Origin of the sequence: Aeromonas sp. 601027 (assembly GCF_049174455.1) — a bacterium.
Taxonomy (GTDB): Bacteria; Pseudomonadota; Gammaproteobacteria; order Enterobacterales; family Aeromonadaceae; genus Aeromonas; species Aeromonas veronii_A.
Genome location: NZ_JAAKTN010000021.1, coordinates 1 through 15,408, shown reverse-complemented (window position 1 = coordinate 15,408; position 15,408 = coordinate 1). Strand labels below are relative to the sequence as shown.

The 15,408-nt window shown below is 60.1% G+C and carries 15 protein-coding genes and 1 tRNA gene; 8 read left to right on the top strand and 8 right to left on the bottom strand.

What is annotated here, in order from left to right:
* Nucleotides 1-110 precede the first annotated feature (110 nt).
* The 5 genes from mutM to radC all read right to left on the bottom strand — a co-directional run bounded on the left by mutM (nt 111) and on the right by radC (nt 2,723).
* Entirely contained in the window at nt 111-923 is an 813-nt protein-coding gene (gene mutM, locus G5193_RS20915) for a bifunctional DNA-formamidopyrimidine glycosylase/DNA-(apurinic or apyrimidinic site) lyase (protein WP_236563701.1), read from the bottom strand.
* Nucleotides 924-947: 24 nt separating this feature from the next.
* Complete coding sequence (locus G5193_RS20910) at nt 948-1,403, bottom strand: hypothetical protein (protein WP_421207234.1); 456 nt, start codon at nt 1,401-1,403, stop codon at nt 948-950.
* A gap of 93 nt (nt 1,404-1,496) precedes the next feature.
* Nucleotides 1,497-1,664 carry a 50S ribosomal protein L33 gene (rpmG, locus tag G5193_RS20905; protein WP_005307500.1) on the bottom strand — a complete coding sequence of 56 codons (168 nt, stop codon included), beginning with the start codon at nt 1,662-1,664 and terminating at the stop codon, nt 1,497-1,499.
* 11 nt (nt 1,665-1,675) lie between these two features.
* The gene (rpmB, locus tag G5193_RS20900) at nt 1,676-1,912 is read right to left on the bottom strand and encodes a 50S ribosomal protein L28 (protein WP_005307492.1); all 237 of its coding nucleotides are present in this window, start codon (nt 1,910-1,912) and stop codon (nt 1,676-1,678) included.
* 136 nt (nt 1,913-2,048) lie between these two features.
* Nucleotides 2,049-2,723 carry a RadC family protein gene (gene radC / locus G5193_RS20895; protein WP_421207232.1) on the bottom strand — a complete coding sequence of 225 codons (675 nt, stop codon included), beginning with the start codon at nt 2,721-2,723 and terminating at the stop codon, nt 2,049-2,051.
* A gap of 147 nt (nt 2,724-2,870) precedes the next feature.
* Here radC and coaBC point away from each other — a divergent pair, with 147 nt between their 5' ends.
* From coaBC to pgi, 5 genes are all read left to right on the top strand, one after another.
* Nucleotides 2,871-4,073, top strand: coding sequence for a bifunctional phosphopantothenoylcysteine decarboxylase/phosphopantothenate--cysteine ligase CoaBC (coaBC, locus tag G5193_RS20890; protein WP_421207230.1), 1,203 nt, complete (start codon nt 2,871-2,873; stop codon nt 4,071-4,073).
* Between the two features lie 82 nt (nt 4,074-4,155).
* Nucleotides 4,156-4,614, top strand: a complete 459-nt coding sequence (dut, locus tag G5193_RS20885; protein ID WP_005339498.1) for a dUTP diphosphatase — start codon at nt 4,156-4,158, stop codon at nt 4,612-4,614.
* Between the two features lie 68 nt (nt 4,615-4,682).
* A complete protein-coding gene (slmA, locus tag G5193_RS20880) occupies nt 4,683-5,279 on the top strand; it encodes a nucleoid occlusion factor SlmA (RefSeq protein WP_005339495.1) in 597 nt (198 codons plus the stop codon).
* Between the two features lie 165 nt (nt 5,280-5,444).
* Complete coding sequence (locus tag G5193_RS20875) at nt 5,445-6,281, top strand: mechanosensitive ion channel domain-containing protein (protein ID WP_421207228.1); 837 nt, start codon at nt 5,445-5,447, stop codon at nt 6,279-6,281.
* A 347-nt stretch (nt 6,282-6,628) separates the two neighbouring features.
* On the top strand, nt 6,629-8,278 hold the full coding sequence (pgi, locus tag G5193_RS20870) for a glucose-6-phosphate isomerase (RefSeq protein WP_421207226.1): 1,650 nt from the start codon (nt 6,629-6,631) through the stop codon (nt 8,276-8,278).
* Between the two features lie 156 nt (nt 8,279-8,434).
* Here pgi and ilvC read toward each other — a convergent pair whose 3' ends face one another.
* Nucleotides 8,435-9,916 carry a ketol-acid reductoisomerase gene (gene ilvC, locus G5193_RS20865; RefSeq protein ID WP_421207224.1) on the bottom strand — a complete coding sequence of 494 codons (1,482 nt, stop codon included), beginning with the start codon at nt 9,914-9,916 and terminating at the stop codon, nt 8,435-8,437.
* A gap of 221 nt (nt 9,917-10,137) precedes the next feature.
* On the opposite strand from ilvC, the gene ilvY reads away from it, so the two are divergent.
* Nucleotides 10,138-11,031 (top strand): HTH-type transcriptional activator IlvY, encoded by an 894-nt coding sequence (gene ilvY, locus G5193_RS20860; RefSeq protein WP_005342097.1) that lies wholly within the window; start codon nt 10,138-10,140, stop codon nt 11,029-11,031.
* On the opposite strand, the gene G5193_RS20855 is transcribed toward ilvY, so the two are convergent.
* Nucleotides 11,020-11,880, bottom strand: coding sequence for a hypothetical protein (locus G5193_RS20855; protein WP_421207222.1), 861 nt, complete (start codon nt 11,878-11,880; stop codon nt 11,020-11,022). The two genes, ilvY and G5193_RS20855, sit on opposite strands and share 12 nt — an antisense overlap.
* Nucleotides 11,881-12,072: 192 nt before the next feature.
* On the opposite strand from G5193_RS20855, the gene G5193_RS20850 reads away from it, so the two are divergent.
* Together G5193_RS20850 and G5193_RS20845 are read left to right on the top strand one after the other, a co-directional pair.
* A complete protein-coding gene (locus tag G5193_RS20850) occupies nt 12,073-12,264 on the top strand; it encodes a hypothetical protein (RefSeq protein ID WP_005339486.1) in 192 nt (63 codons plus the stop codon).
* A 73-nt stretch (nt 12,265-12,337) separates the two neighbouring features.
* On the top strand, nt 12,338-14,962 hold the full coding sequence (locus tag G5193_RS20845) for a GNAT family N-acetyltransferase (RefSeq protein WP_421207220.1): 2,625 nt from the start codon (nt 12,338-12,340) through the stop codon (nt 14,960-14,962).
* Between the two features lie 205 nt (nt 14,963-15,167).
* On the opposite strand, the gene G5193_RS20840 is transcribed toward G5193_RS20845, so the two are convergent.
* Nucleotides 15,168-15,244, bottom strand: a tRNA-Asp gene (locus tag G5193_RS20840).
* Nucleotides 15,245-15,408: the final 164 nt, after the last annotated feature.

The window sequence follows — 15,408 nt, the reverse complement described above, 5'->3', positions numbered from 1 at the left end:
AGTTCTCAAACCGCCTGAACGGCCGCTGATACTAGTAATGACTGCGCAAATATTCAACAGCCTGGAAATATGCTGTTACAACTTCCCCCGGATCGGGGAAAAAAGTACGCTCAGCGCTGGCAATGACTGCAAAAAACCGTGGTACGCTGCCCCATTCTTGTCTCGGTCAGCAGGGTGTGACAGTGGAAACAGGGCTGACCGCCACGGCCGTAGACCTGCAACTGCTGCACGAAATAGCCTGGCTTGCCATCGGCACTGGTGAAATCCTTGAGGGTGGTGCCGCCCTGCCGGATGGCTTCGGCCAACACCCGCTTGATCTCGGCCACCAGGGTTCCCAGCCGCTCGGCGCTGATATTGCCCGCCGCCCGTTTGGGGTGAATGCCGGCGGCATAGAGCGCCTCGTTGGCGTAGATGTTGCCTACCCCGACCACCACCTGATTGTCCATCAGGAACTGCTTGATGGCAGTGCTGCGCCCCTTGGCACGCCCCTGCAGGTAATCAGCACTGAAGGCATCGGTGAGCGGCTCGGGCCCCAGCTTGGCGAGCAGCGTATGGGCTTCGGCCGGTTCCCTGGTCCAGAGCAGGGCGCCGAAGCGGCGCGGATCGTTTAGCCGCAGCAGCTTGCCATTCTCCAGCTCGATATCCACGTGGTCGTGCTTCTCGGCCGGGGTGCCGATATCCAGTACCCGCAGGCTGCCGGACATCCCCAGATGAAGGATGGCGGTGCCGAAATCGGTCTCCAGCAGCAGGTATTTGGCACGGCGGCGCACCCGATGGATGGTGAGGTCCACCAGCTCCTGAATCTCACCGGGGATCGGCCAGCGCAGGCGGCCATCCCGCACCACCACGCGCGTCACCTTGATACCGGTGAGCCAGGGGGAGATCCCCTGACGGCTGACTTCAACTTCTGGCAATTCAGGCATGGGTACCTCGCAAGGAAAAGGAACTCAGGGGGCAGGGCGCAGCAGATCGCGATACTGCTCGGCTGTGAGGGCGAGCCAGAGACCGGACGGCAGCTGGGCACCATACTGACCGCTATTCTGATAGAGGCCGATCTCGACCGGATCGTTCTGGCCGGCAATCCACACCTTGATGGTCACCGGCGCACCGCGTACCGCTTCACCGGGGGGTAACAACCAGCCCTGCCAACGTGCCAGCCGGGCATCCAGCTGCGCGCTGTCGAGCCCCAGATCCGGCCCGCTGCGCCAGCCCTGACCGATCCGCTCAATCTGCCAGCTCGGCCCCTGCCAGGTGAGCACCACAGCCTCATCAGGCAGCAAGGGGCGAGCGCGCTTGGCGCTATTCTCCTGCTGGGCCAACTCCATACGATGCAACAGGGTGATCACGATCAGCACCACCACGATGATCACGTTATTCCAGCCTTTGCGGCTCAATTTGAACATGGCAAGTCTCCCTTTGAACCGGCAGTGTACTGAATTCGACGCATAAAAAAACCCGGCACGAAGCCGGGTTTTTGGGAATGCAGCATCAAGTAATTACTTGATTTTGCCTTCCTTGTAGATCACATGCTGACGAACAACGGGATCAAACTTTTTGATCTCCATTTTTTCGGGCATGGTGCGCTTGTTTTTGGTAGTGGTATAGAAGTGACCAGTACCGGCGCTGGAGTTCAGGCGAATTTTCTCGCGAATACCTTTAGCCATGATCTAATTCCTTATACCTTAACACCGCTGGCGCGCAGTTCAGCCAGAACCACTTCAACGCCACGCTTGTCGATGATACGCATGCCTTTTGCGGATACGCGCAGGCTTACGAAGCGTTTTTCACTCTCAACCCAGAAACGGTGAGTGTGCAGGTTCGGCAGGAAACGACGCTTGGTAGCGTTGTTAGCGTGCGAACGGTTGTTACCAACTGCCGGGCGCTTGCCGGTTACTTGGCATACTCTAGACATGTCAGTCTCTCCAAATCTTACTTCATTGCTCGAGCAAATATCTGCCCCGCTGGCCTTCGATTGCGGGGCAAACAGAAGGCGGCATTTTATACAGCATCCGTGATCAAAGATCAACTAATACGGTGCCAGAGCACAGTTATAGCCAACCGCGCTCGGCAAAAGAAACCGTGATGCCATCACCGATCACCAAGTGATCCAGCACTCTGATATCGATCAGGGCCAAAGCGGCCGTGATCCGATCCGTGATCTGGCGGTCGGCCCTGCTGGGCTCGGCGACGCCGGACGGGTGATTATGCGCCAGAATCACCGCGGCTGCATTATGTTTGAGCGCGATCTGCACGATTTCTCTTGGCCAGACGCTCGCCGAGTCGATGGTGCCGAAAAAAAGCTCAACAAATTGAATGACTCTGTGCTGATTGTCGAGCAACAGCAGGGCAAACACCTCGCGTGGCCGATCCCGCAGCTGGGCCTGCAGATAGTCGCGGGTCAGCTGGGGTGAAGTGAGGGCATCGCCCCGTTGCAGCTGCTCGGCCAGATGGCGTCTGGCCATCTCCAGCACCGCCTGCAACTGGGCATATTTGGCCGGGCCAAGGCCGTGCGCCTCGCAGAATGCCTGTTGATCCGCCCCCAGCAAGCTGCGCAAAGAGCCGAATTGATTCAATAGGTTGCGTGAAAGATCCACTGCACTCAGGCCATTGATGCCGGTGCGCAGAAAGATGGCGAGCAGCTCGGCATCGGAGAGCGCCGCGGGCCCCTGACGCAGCAACTTCTCTCTGGGGCGTTCATCTTCCGGCCACTCTTTGATGCTCATTTGTCTCTCCCTCATCCCTGTTGAGAAAAAACATAGCAAAAAATTGCGCGCGCCCGACCACACCCCTTGATGCCAACCCCTGTCGTCATCCATTGCCTGTGGTATCTTAGCCGACCAGTCAAAGTGAGCCGGATAGAGAAACAGCAGATGAGATTGGCCGATAAACGCATCCTGTTGGGTGTCAGCGGCGGGATCGCCGCCTACAAGAGTGCCGAACTGGTACGCCGTCTGAAAGATCAGGGTGCCGAGGTGCGGGTGGTGATGACCCGCTCCGCCAAGGAGTTCATCACGCCGCTGACCCTGCAGGCGGTCTCCGGCCATCCGGTGGCGGACAGCCTGCTGGATCCGGCTGCCGAAGCGGGCATGGGCCATATCGAGCTGGCCAAGTGGGCCGATCTGGTATTGATCGCCCCCGCCAGCGCCAACCTGATGGCCCGTATGGCGGCCGGCATGGCCGACGAACTGCTCACCACCCTCTGTCTGGCCACCCCGGCACCGGTCGCCCTGGCGCCCGCCATGAACCAGCAGATGTACCTCAACGCAGCCACCCAGGCCAACCTCAAGACCCTGGCCAACCGCGGCGTCCTGCTGTGGGGGCCGGACTCCGGCAGCCAGGCCTGTGGCGATGTGGGCCCGGGCCGGATGCTGGACCCCCTCGAACTGGTGGAGCGCTGCTGCCAGCAGCTGGCCGCCGAGCCCTTGCTGGCGGGCGTCAAGCTGCTGCTGACCGCCGGCCCGACCCGCGAGGCGCTCGATCCGGTGCGCTACATCAGCAACCACAGCTCCGGCAAGATGGGCTACGCCATCGCTCGCGCTGCCCGTGAAGCGGGCGCCGAGGTGACGCTGGTGAGCGGCCCGGTAACGCTGGCTACACCAGCTGGCGTCACCCGCATCGATGTCGAGAGCGCCGAGCAGATGCATCAGGCGGTGATGAGCCGGGTCGGCGAGTGCGACCTCTTCATCGGCTGCGCGGCAGTGGCCGACTATCGTCCTGAGCAGGTGGCCAGCCAGAAGATCAAGAAAACCGGCGACAACGACCAGATGGTGGTGAAGCTGGTGAAAAACCCCGACATCATCGCGGCCGTTGGTGCCCTTTCAGACAAACCCTTCACCGTCGGATTTGCCGCCGAAACCGTGGATGTGGAACAATACGCCCTCGACAAGTTGCAGCGTAAGCGGCTGGACATGATCGCCGCCAACGATGTGTCCCGCGAGGGGCAAGGCTTCAACGCCGATGACAACGCCCTGACCGTGTTCTGGCAAGGGGGCCAGGCCCCGCTGCCGCTGGCTGACAAGTTGACGCTGGCCCGTCACCTGATCGCCCTGATTGCGCGCCACTACCGGCACTGAGCGTCCCGAAAGAACAAGACTCACGGCGCCCCGCCCTTGCCAAGAGGGGCGCCAATACAAGATCCAACTGAAAAAGCGATTCATGACTACACAAATTGAACTGAAGATTCTGGATGCCCGTATCGGTACCGAGTACCCGCTGCCCGCCTACGCCACTCCCGGCTCTGCCGGCATGGATCTGCGCGCACTGCTGGATGCGCCGCTGACTCTGGCTCCGGGTGATACCACCCTGGTGCCGACCGGTCTGGCCATTCACATCCAGGATCCGGGTCTGTGTGCCACCATCCTGCCCCGCTCTGGTCTCGGCCATAAGCACGGCATCGTGCTGGGCAACCTGGTCGGTCTGATCGATTCCGATTACCAGGGTCAGCTGATGGTCTCGGTCTGGAACCGCGGCAAAGATGAGTTCACCATGCAACCCGGCGAGCGCATCGCCCAGCTGGTGATCATGCCGGTAGTTCAGGCCAGCTTCCAACTGGTCGATGAGTTCAATCAGAGCGAACGGGGTGAAGGCGGTTTTGGTTCTTCTGGTCGCCAATAACAGACCACACCAGCCCAATGGGCGGTGCTTAATAACAGAATCAAGCCATTGTTTTTTTAGGGGAATCCATGGCAAGCAGTAATCAGAAACAGAGTCGGCGCGATCAGATCCTGCAAGCGCTCGCCCATATGCTGGAAACCAGTCCGGGTCAGCGCATCACCACGGCCCGTCTGGCGGCCGAGGTCGGCGTCTCTGAAGCAGCCCTCTATCGACATTTTCCCAGCAAGGCGCGGATGTTCGAGGGGCTGATCGACTTTATCGAGGATTCCCTGCTGTCACGGGTCAATCTGATCATGGCGGAAGAGAAGGACACCATGGCGCGCTGCCACCATATCCTGCAGCTGCTGCTGGTGTTCGCCGAACGCAATCCCGGCATCACCCGCATCCTCAATGGCGATGCCCTGCTGGGTGAGCACGATCGGCTGCGGGATCGCATCAGCATCCTGTTTGACAAGCTGGAAACCCAGATCAAACAGGTGCTGCGCGAGAAGCGACTGCGCGAGGGTCAAGGCTTCCAGCTCGACGAGACCATGCTGGCCAATCTGCTGCTGGCCTACACCGAAGGCCGCATCAGCCAGTTCGTGCGCTCCGAGTTCAAGCTCAAGCCGACCGCCGGTTTCGAAGATCAGTGGCAATTTATCCGCAGCCAGCTGCTGCAGAGCTGATGGTTTTTTCGCGTCATTCAGCAAAAAGAAGGGAGGCTTTGGCCTCCCTTCTTTTTTGTGTCAGGTTTTTATGGCAGAAAAGAAGTACCAGATGCGACCCGTACTGTCGCGCTGCGGTGTTAGATTTATCCACCATAAACCTTTTAGAACCTGACAGGACATCCTATGGAACCCGAAATCATTACCGAAGCGCAGACCTGGCTGGTCAATAATCAGGGACTGCTGATCGAATACGGCGTCAATATCGCCGCCGCCCTGTTGACCCTGCTGGTCGGCTATATCGCTGCCAACCTCATCAGCGGTGGTGTGTTCAAGGTGATGCAAACCCGTAAGCTCGATACCACGATTACCCACTTCGTCGGCAGCATCCTCAAGTACGCCATTCTGGTGTTCGTGGTGATCGCCGCGCTGGGCCGAGTCGGCGTGCAGACAGCCTCCTTCGTCGCCATTATCGGTGCCGCCGGTCTGGCCATCGGTCTGGCGCTGCAAGGCTCGCTCTCCAACTTCGCTGCCGGCTTCCTGCTAATCATCTTCCGCCCCATCAAGGCGGGCGAGTTTATCGAAGTGGCAGGCACCGCGGGTGTGGTGCAGTCCGTTCAGCTCTTTACCACTACCCTCACCTCCGGTGACAACAAGATGGTGGTAGTCCCGAACTCCGCCATCCTCAACGGCACCATCGTCAACTACTCGCGTATGGATACCCGCCGCGTCGATATGACCTTTGGCATCGGCTACGGTTCTGACCTGCGCAAGGCCAAACAGATCCTCGAGCGTCTGGTAAGCGAAGAGCCGCGTATCCTGAAAGATCCGGCAGCCACCATCGCCGTTGCCGCGCTGGCCGACTCCTCGGTCAATATCGTGGTGCGCCCCTGGGTGAAAACCGCTGACTACTGGGGTGTCTGGTTCGACTTCCACGAGAAGGTGAAACTCACCTTTGATGCCGAAGGCATCGAGATCCCCTTCCCGCAGATGGTGATGCACATGCAAAAACCGCAGGCGTGATCGCGGTTCTGCTGCAACAGACAATGCCAGCCTTCGGGCTGGCATTGTTGTTTCTGGCCCCAGCCCATGGCAATGTCGATGCATAACCACGCCAACCGGATGAAAACAATTTCAGGCTATCGGGGTGGCCCCAATCATGAGCAAGCGCAAGATCCGCCTTGCTTTCGTGACACATAATCCCAATGTTCTGGTTGTATGCTCCCGACAGTGACCCATTGCGGTAAAAGACAATCGGTAAAAATCTGTTACACGGGCCGCCCGATCGGCTCGCTATAATGCTCGGATAATAAGGTTTGGCGGGACCTTGCCTGCAAGGTTCAAACACAACTTGGCATTTCAGGAATCCTATGAAAAATATCAATCCAACCCAAACCCAGGCCTGGCAGGCACTGGAAGCCCACTTTGCAGCAAACAAAAAGACCCGACTCAAGGATCTGTTCGCGCAGGACCCGAAGCGCTTTGACAAGTTTTCCCTTACCTTCGGCGGCGACATCCTGGTTGATTACTCGAAGAACCTGATCACCGAAGAAACCCTCAAGTTGCTGGTTGATTTGGCCAAAGAGACCGATCTTCGCAGCGCGATCGATGCCATGTTCAATGGCGACAAGATCAACATGACCGAAGGGCGCTCCGTACTGCACGTGGCCCTGCGCAACCGCTCCGACCGCCCCATCGAGTGCGACGGCAAGGACGTGATGCCGGAAGTGAACGCCGTACTGGCCAAGATGAAGGGCTTCTGCGAGAAGATCATCTCCGGCGAGTGGAAAGGCTACACCGGCAAGGCGATCCAGCACGTAGTCAACATCGGTATCGGTGGCTCCGATCTGGGCCCGGTAATGATCACCGAGGCACTGCGCCCCTACAAAAACCATCTGCAGATGCACTTCGTCTCCAACGTCGATGGCACCCACATCGCCGAGACCCTGAAGAAGATCGATCCGGAAACCACCCTGTTCCTGGTGGCCTCCAAGACCTTCACCACCCAGGAGACCATGACCAACGCCCTGACCGCCCGCGACTGGTTCATCAACATCGCCGGTGACAAGGCCCACGTTGCCAAGCACTTCGCAGCCCTCTCCACCAACGGCAAGGCCGTGGCCGAGTTCGGCATCGACACCAACAACATGTTCGAATTCTGGGACTGGGTTGGCGGCCGCTACTCCTCCTGGTCTGCCATCGGCATGCCCATCGCCCTGTCTGTCGGTTTCGAGAACTTCGAAGCCCTGCTGCAAGGCGCCTTCGAGATGGACATGCACTTTGCCACTGCCTCCTATGAGCAGAACGTGCCGGTGCTGCTGGCGCTGATCGGCCTGTGGTACAACAACTTCTACGGTGCCGAGTCCGAAGCTATTCTGCCGTACGACCAGTACATGCACCGCTTCCCTGCCTACTTCCAGCAGGGCAACATGGAATCCAACGGCAAGTACGTGGATCGCAACGGCAAGCCAGTTGACTACCAGACTGGCCCCATCATCTGGGGTGAGCCGGGCACCAACGGCCAGCACGCCTTCTACCAGCTGATCCATCAAGGCACCAAGCTGATCCCCTGTGACTTCCTGGCGCCGGCCATCAGCCACAACCCGATCGGTGACCACCATCCGAAACTGCTGGCCAACTTCTTCGCCCAGACCGAGGCGCTGGCCTTCGGCAAGAGCAAGGAAGAGGTTGAAGCCGAGTTCCTGGCTGCAGGCAAAACCCTGGAGCAGGTCAAGGATCTGGTGCCGTTCAAGGTGTTCGAAGGCAACCGCCCGACCAACTCCATCCTGTTCAAGAGCCTGACCCCGAAAACGCTGGGTGCCCTGATCGCCATGTACGAGCACAAAATCTTCGTACAGGGCGCAATCTGGAACATCTTCTCCTTCGACCAGTGGGGCGTGGAGCTGGGCAAACAGCTGGCCAACAAGATCCTGCCGGAGCTGGGCAACAACGAGGCTGTCACCAGCCACGACTGCTCCACCAACGGTCTGATCAACACCTGGAAAGCGTGGAAAGCCTGATTTATCCGGCCTTTCTGAATGCAAAAGCCCCGCTCGATGAGCGGGGCTTTATTATGACTGTCAGGCTGATTTTTCTGGCTGGCCGGTCGGGTGTCCAGCCCGACCGGCGACGGGGATCGTCATCCCCGCCCCATCATCATCCTGCCCGATGCAGACTTAACCGCCAACGGCGATGCGTTTCATGTCCTTCATGTAACCGCGCAGTACTTGACCGATTTTTTCGATCGGGTGGTTGCGGGTCGCTTCGTTGGCCGCCAGCAGCGCCAGGTTATCCACGCTCTGCCCTTCCGCCTTGCTGGCCCCCAGATCGCCCGCTTTCAGGGTCGGCATGAAGTGCTCGCGCAGCAACGGCACTGCAGCGTTGGCGAACAGGTAGTTACCGTACTCGGCGGTGTCGGAGATGACCACGTTCATCTCGTACAGACGCTTGCGGGCAACGGTGTTGGCGATCAGCGGCAGCTCGTGCAGGGATTCGTAGTAGGCGGACTCTTCGTAGATGCCGGAGGCCACCATGGTTTCGAACGCCAGCTCGACCCCGGCCTTGACCATGGCCACCATGACCAGACCCTTGTCGAAGTACTCCTGCTCGGCGATCTTGCCGTCAAACGCCGGGGCGTTCTCGAAGGCGGACTTGCCGGTCTCTCCGCGCCAGGTCAGCAGCTTGATGTCGTCTTCGGCCCAGTCGGCCATCATGCCGCGGGAGAACTCACCGGCGATGATGTCGTCCATATGCTTCTCGAACAGCGGGCGCATCAGGGTCTTGAGCTGCTCGGAGAGCTCGAAGGCACGCAGCTTGGCCGGGTTGGAGAGGCGATCCATCATCAGGCTGATGCCACCCTGTTTCAGGGCTTCGGTGATGGTCTCCCAACCGAACTGGATCAACTTGCCGGCGTAGGCCGGGTCTGTCCCTTCGGCAACCAGCTTGTCGTAGCAGAGCAGGGAACCGGCCTGCAGCATGCCGCAGAGGATGGTCTGCTCGCCCATCAGGTCAGATTTCACTTCCGCCACGAAGGAGGATTCCAGCACCCCGGCACGGTCGCCGCCGGTGGCAGAGGCCCACGCCTTGGCGATGGCCATGCCTTCGCCTTTCGGGTCATTTTCCGGGTGAACGGCGATCAGGGTCGGCACACCAAAGCCACGCTTGTACTCTTCGCGCACTTCGGTACCCGGGCACTTGGGCGCCACCATCACGACGGTGATGTCGGAGCGGATCTGCTGACCCTCTTCCACCACGTTGAAACCGTGGGAGTAACCCAGCGCGGCGCCCTGCTTCATCAGCGGCATCACGGTTTTCACCACGTCGGAGTGCTGCTTGTCCGGAGTCAGGTTCAGCACCAGATCGGCGGTCGGGATCAGCTCTTCATAGGTGCCGACCACGAAGCCGTTGTCGGTGGCTTTCTGCCAAGAGGCACGCTTCTCGGTGATGGCAGCCTTGCGCAGGGCGTAGGAGATATCCAGCCCGGAGTCGCGCATGTTCAGACCCTGATTCAGACCCTGGGCACCACAGCCCACAATCACCACCTTCTTGCCCTTCAGCACGTTGCAGCCGTCCGCGAACTCTTCGCGCTGCATGAAACGACACTTGCCCAATTGGGCCAACTGCTGACGCAGGTTCAAGGTGTTGAAATAGTTAGCCATGGTGATTGCTCCGTTCGATTGATTCCATGCCGGATAGCGGCGTTGTCTGAACCACTATAGCGCGGGACACTTATTGCCTGAACTGATATATTCGAAACAGTACGTTGCAATAACTGAAACGCTCACCCTTCATAATTGCCTGCTGAATGTACCGCGAGATGGCAGAAACAAGCCGCCAACCGCTGGATATCGGGCACACATGCCGCGCCAGGAGCTGAAAGATGGATCTTCGCAATCTCGAGCTGTTTCTCCACCTCGCCGACTCCCTCCACTTCGGCAAGAGCGCCGATGCCATGGCGGTCAGCCCCTCCACCCTGAGTCGCGCCATCCAGCGGTTGGAGCAGGAGACCGGCTGCATCCTGTTCGAGCGGGACAACCGCTCGGTGCGGCTTACCCCCGCCGGCGAGAAACTGCGGGAGTTTGGTGGCGGCCTGTTGCAGGAGTGGCGCCAGCTCAAGCAGGAGCTCAAACGCAGCGATGAACCGCTGCAGGGGCGGCTGCGGGTGTTCTGCTCGGTCACCGCCAGTTACTTTCTGCTGCCCGAGGTACTGGAGCGCTTTCGCCGCCGCTACCCCCAGCTGGAGATCAAGCTGGAGACCGGCGACCCGGCGCTGGCGGTGGACAAGATTCTGGCCGACGAGGCCGATCTCGCCATCGCCGCCCGTCCCGATGCTCTGCCCGCCAAGCTGGAGTTCGCCAGCCTGCAGCTGGTGCCGCTGGTCTTTATCGCGCCGCGCAATGCCCCGCAGCTGAACCAGTGGTTCCGTCAGGGCGAGCCGGACTGGGAGCAGCTGCCAGTTATCCTCTCCGAGCAGGGGCTGGCCCGCAAACGCAGCGATCAGTGGTTTCGCAACAAGGGGATCGCCCCCAACATCTATGCCGAAGTGGCGGGTAACGAGGGAATCGTCGCCATGGTGGCGCTCGGCTGTGGCGTAGGATTGGTGCCAGCGGCGGTGATCGACCACAGCCCGCTCGGCGACAAGGTGCGTATCATCGACCTCAAGCCAGCCTTCAAGCCATTTGATGTGGGGATCGGGGTGCTCAAGAAGCGGCTGGAGGAGCCGCTGATCCGCGCCTTCTGGGATACCGCGCAGAATCAGGGCTCACTGCGCTGACACCGGATTATAGATAAGGGCCGGATCGGCCATCATGATGCGGCTGGGCAGCGGCAAGTCGGGGTTGTGCAGCTCGAGGCGCACCCGCTCATCCAGTTTCAGCCGCCGAATGGTGCTGCCAAATCCCTCTTCAAAGACCCGGTCAAAAGCACCAGACTGCCGCGCCCGCTGCAGGCCGAGCTCGATGCGCTGCGCCAGCTCCGGATATTTTGGCGAGACAAAGAAGAGCAGCGCCAGCGGATAGCGAAACACCAGACGGGGCTCGATGGCGAGATCCGTGTGCTGCCGCAGTTCATCCTCGACCTCGATGACCGAGCGCAGGAAGCAGTCAAAGCGCTTCTTGCGCAGCATGTTGAAGAGCGCCTCATAGAGATTGCCCACCGTCACCTTGAGGCCGTTAGCCCGCAGCAACTGGGTGTCTGGCCAGGATCTATGCTGACCGATGGAGAGCCCGGCGCGATGCCAGTCCGCCAACGATCCGATCGCGGCAAAACGCCCCTCATCCCCCTGCCGAACCAGACACACCCGCCACCCCAGCAGCCCCTTGGCCAGCGGAATGTGGATTGCCAGCAACTCCCGCTCTCGCTCACCATCGGGGGCAAAGACACCGACCTGAACCAGCTCGCCGCTGCGCAGCTCCTTCACTGCCCGCCCCTGCTCCATCTGCGGGCTGGAAACCAGCTGGTAGGGGCCATATTCGGGCACTGTGAGATCGAGGGAGAGGCGCAGCAACTGGACGACGGCGGGGTTGGGATGATCCAGCAGCAGATTCCAGGCGCGGATAGGCTGCTCGGTTGCCGTTGCGCCAACCGTCCACAGTGCCATGCACCACCACCAGACTCTGATCATCCTGCGCACCATCCGTGCCTCATGCTCCTCGCCATACTATAACGCCAGCCAGCACCTCAACGGCGCCCTCTCTGAAAGATGTGTGAGCGCTCTCGTGTCAAATCTCGTGTCAAAAGTGACAATAGGCAAACCCGACAGGTCATCGCAGACTGGGCGTTCATCAACAAACGCCAAGGCGCAGGGAGGAGAGCCATGAAACAGCATCTGGTAGAGATCAAGGGTTCAACCCTGTTTGACGAGTATCTGCAAAGCATGGGCGTGCCCAGCACGGCGCTCGACCGGGAGCAGGATATCTATCTGCAGGAACGCCACCTGGGAGCCATTCGCCGGGTGCAAGGCGAACTGCGCTTTTATCTGCGTGCCAATGCCCTCAACAAACGGTGATCAGGATCCGGTCACAGAACCCGCAGCAAAGGCGTATTAGACTGGTATCTTCCCCCTTTTGTCGGGAGTGCCCATGAAAGCAAGCGGTCTGGATCGGCTGTTCAAACCCCACTCAATCGCCGTGATCGGCGCCTCGACCGACCCGCTCAAGGCGGGTCATGTGATCGTGCGCCACCTGCTGGCGGGCCAGTTCAAAGGGCCCATCCTCCCCGTCACCCCGCGCAACAAGGCCATCGCCGGCGTGCTGGCCTATCCCGATATCGCCAGCCTGCCGCTGACCCCGGATCTCGCCATCATCTGCACCAGGCGGGAGCGGGTCTTGCCGTTGCTGGAAGCGCTCGGCCAGAAGGGCGCGGGGGCGGCCATCATACTGGCCGCCGACTTTTCCCCCGAGGAGCGACTGGAGCTGAAACGGATCTGCCAACAATATGGCATTCGCCTGCTCGGCCCCAACAGCATGGGGATGCTGCTGCCCGGCCAGGGGATCAACGCCAGCTTTTCCCCCATTGCCGCCAAGCCGGGGCAGGTCGCCTTTCTCTCGCAATCCGCCGCCGTCAGCACCACCATTCTGGATTGGGCCAAGCAGCATGAGCTGGGCTTCTCCGCCTTCATCTCCCTGGGTGATCACTGCGACATCGACTTCGGCCAGCTGCTGGATCAGCTCTCCCGCGACAGCGTCACCCGCGCCATCTTGATCTACATGGACAAGCTGCACGACGCCCGCCACTTTCTCTCGGCGGCGCGGGCAGCCTCGCGCAACAAGCCGATCCTGGTGCTGAAAAGCGGGCGCCACGATCCGGCCCACGGTCTCGACAATGTCTATGATGCCGCCATCCGTCGCGCCGGCATGCTGCGGGTACGGGATACCCACGAACTGTTTGCCGCGGTGGAAACCCTCAGCCACTCCATGACCCTCAAGGGAGAGCGGCTCGCCATCATCTCCAACGGTCGCGGGCTGGCCAATATGGCGGTAGATGTGCTGCTGGAGCGGGGCGGCAAGCTGGCTCGCCCGCCGCTCGATATCGGCAGCGATGCCACCATCACCACCTATCAGGAGGCGCTGGACAGCGTGTTGCAGGAAGACGGCATCGACGCCATCCTGATTATCCACGCCCCCTCGCTCACGGCACCGAGCGCGCCGCTGGCCAGCCATCTTATAGCCCATCTGAAACAGCATCCCAGAGCGCGCCGTTTCAATATCCTCACCAACTGGGCGGGCGAATACTCGGCGCAGGAGGGGCGCAAACTCTTTACCGAGGCGGGCTTCCCGACCTACCGCACGCCGGAAAGCGCCATGGCCGCCTTCATGCACATGGTGGAATACCGCCGCAACCAGAAGCAGTTGATGGAAACCCCGGCATCCCTGCATGGCAACCAGCTCAATGGCGAGCAGTGCCAGCAGCTGATCCGCCAGGCGCAAGACCGCAAACAGCTGAGGCTGGATACACATCTCGCCCACCCTATCTTGCAGGCTGCCGGGCTCGCTACCCTGCCAACCTGGATCGTCACCGACGCCATCGAGGCGACCCTGACTGCCGAGCAGATCGGCTATCCGGTAGCTGTGAAACTGCGATCGCCCGATATCCTGCACAAGTCTGCGGTACACGGGGTGGTCCTCAACCTGCGCACCTCGGCCGAAGTGGCACAAGCGGCAGATGCCATTCTGGACAGGGTCAGACAACATGATCCGGGCGCCCGTATCGAAGGCTTGCTGGTGCAGCGGATGGCTCGCCGCAGCGGCGGCCTCGAACTGCGGGTACGGATCCAGCAAGACGCCATCTTTGGCCCCGTCATCCTGCTGGGGGAATCGGGCGCCGAACCACAGGAGATGGTAGCAGCGCTACCGCCGCTCAATCAGGCGCTGGCTCGTTACCAGATCATTGGCGCACTCAAGAGTCGCAAGATCCGTGAGCAGGCCACGCCGGAGCGACTGGATATCGATGCCCTCGGTCAGGTGCTCTGCCAGCTCTCCGAGCTATTACTCGCCTTTCCGGAGATTCAGGAGCTGGACCTGCACCCGCTACAAGCGTGCGGTGCCGAAATGGTGGTACTGGATGCCAGCCTTACGCTGGCTGACCCCACCATCCCGACCAGCAACCGACTGGCGATCCGTCCCTATCCTACCGAACTGGAGGAGGGTGCCTGGCTTAAGGATCAGCGCCATATCCTGCTGCGCCCGATCCGGCCGGAAGATGAACCGGCTCACAAGCAGTTCGTGCTGCAAGTCTCTGATGAAGACAGGTACAAACGCTTCTTTGCCGATGTGGGCGAGCTGGGCCATGAAGAGCTGGCTCGCATGACCCAGATCGATTACGACCGGGAGATGGCCTTCGTGGCTGTGGGGCAAGATGGCGAGCAGCAGGATCAGATCCTCGGCGTAGTGCGCGCCATTTCGACCCCGGACCAGAGCGATGCCGAGTTTGCCATTCTGGTGCGATCGGACTTGAAAGGGGTGGGGCTCGGCAAATTGATGATGGAGAAGATCATCCGTTACGCCAAAGAGCAGGGGATTGGCCAGCTATCCGGCATGACCATGCCCAGCAATCGCGGCATGGTCAACCTCGCCAAACGGCTTGGCTTCAAGATCGATGTGCAGATGGACGAGGGGGTGGTCAATATGGAACTGCCCTGCAACCAGCAGAAGGCTGATTTGGCCGCCTGTAAACTCGCTCAAATGGCTGATAAGGCTCGGATATAGCCAGAAAATGGTGGAAATAACCGGCTGTCTTACGATCCTTCCGACAGGTAAAAGCCAGCCATTGGCTGGTTTAACACACTAAAAACACCAAAGCCCGGTCGTCAGACTGGGCTTTGTGTTGGTTCTGGTGTGCAAACCTGTGGGTCACTTGATAAAACCACCCATAGCAAAAAGGCCTTCCCATCAGGGAAGGCCTTCAAATTAGTGGCGGAGCGGACGGGACTCGAACCCGCGACCCCCGGCGTGACAGGCCGGTATTCTAACCGACTGAACTACCGCTCCGCATTCGGTTAGCTTGCGCTAAATCATTTGCCGCTTCTTGTGAGGTGTCATCCTCGCAGCCGGCTATGTGTTTTCACATCACCGTTTAATTGGGTGCCTGGCAGTGTCCTACTCTCGCATGGCGAATGCCACACTACCATCGGCGCTACCGCGTTTCACTTCTG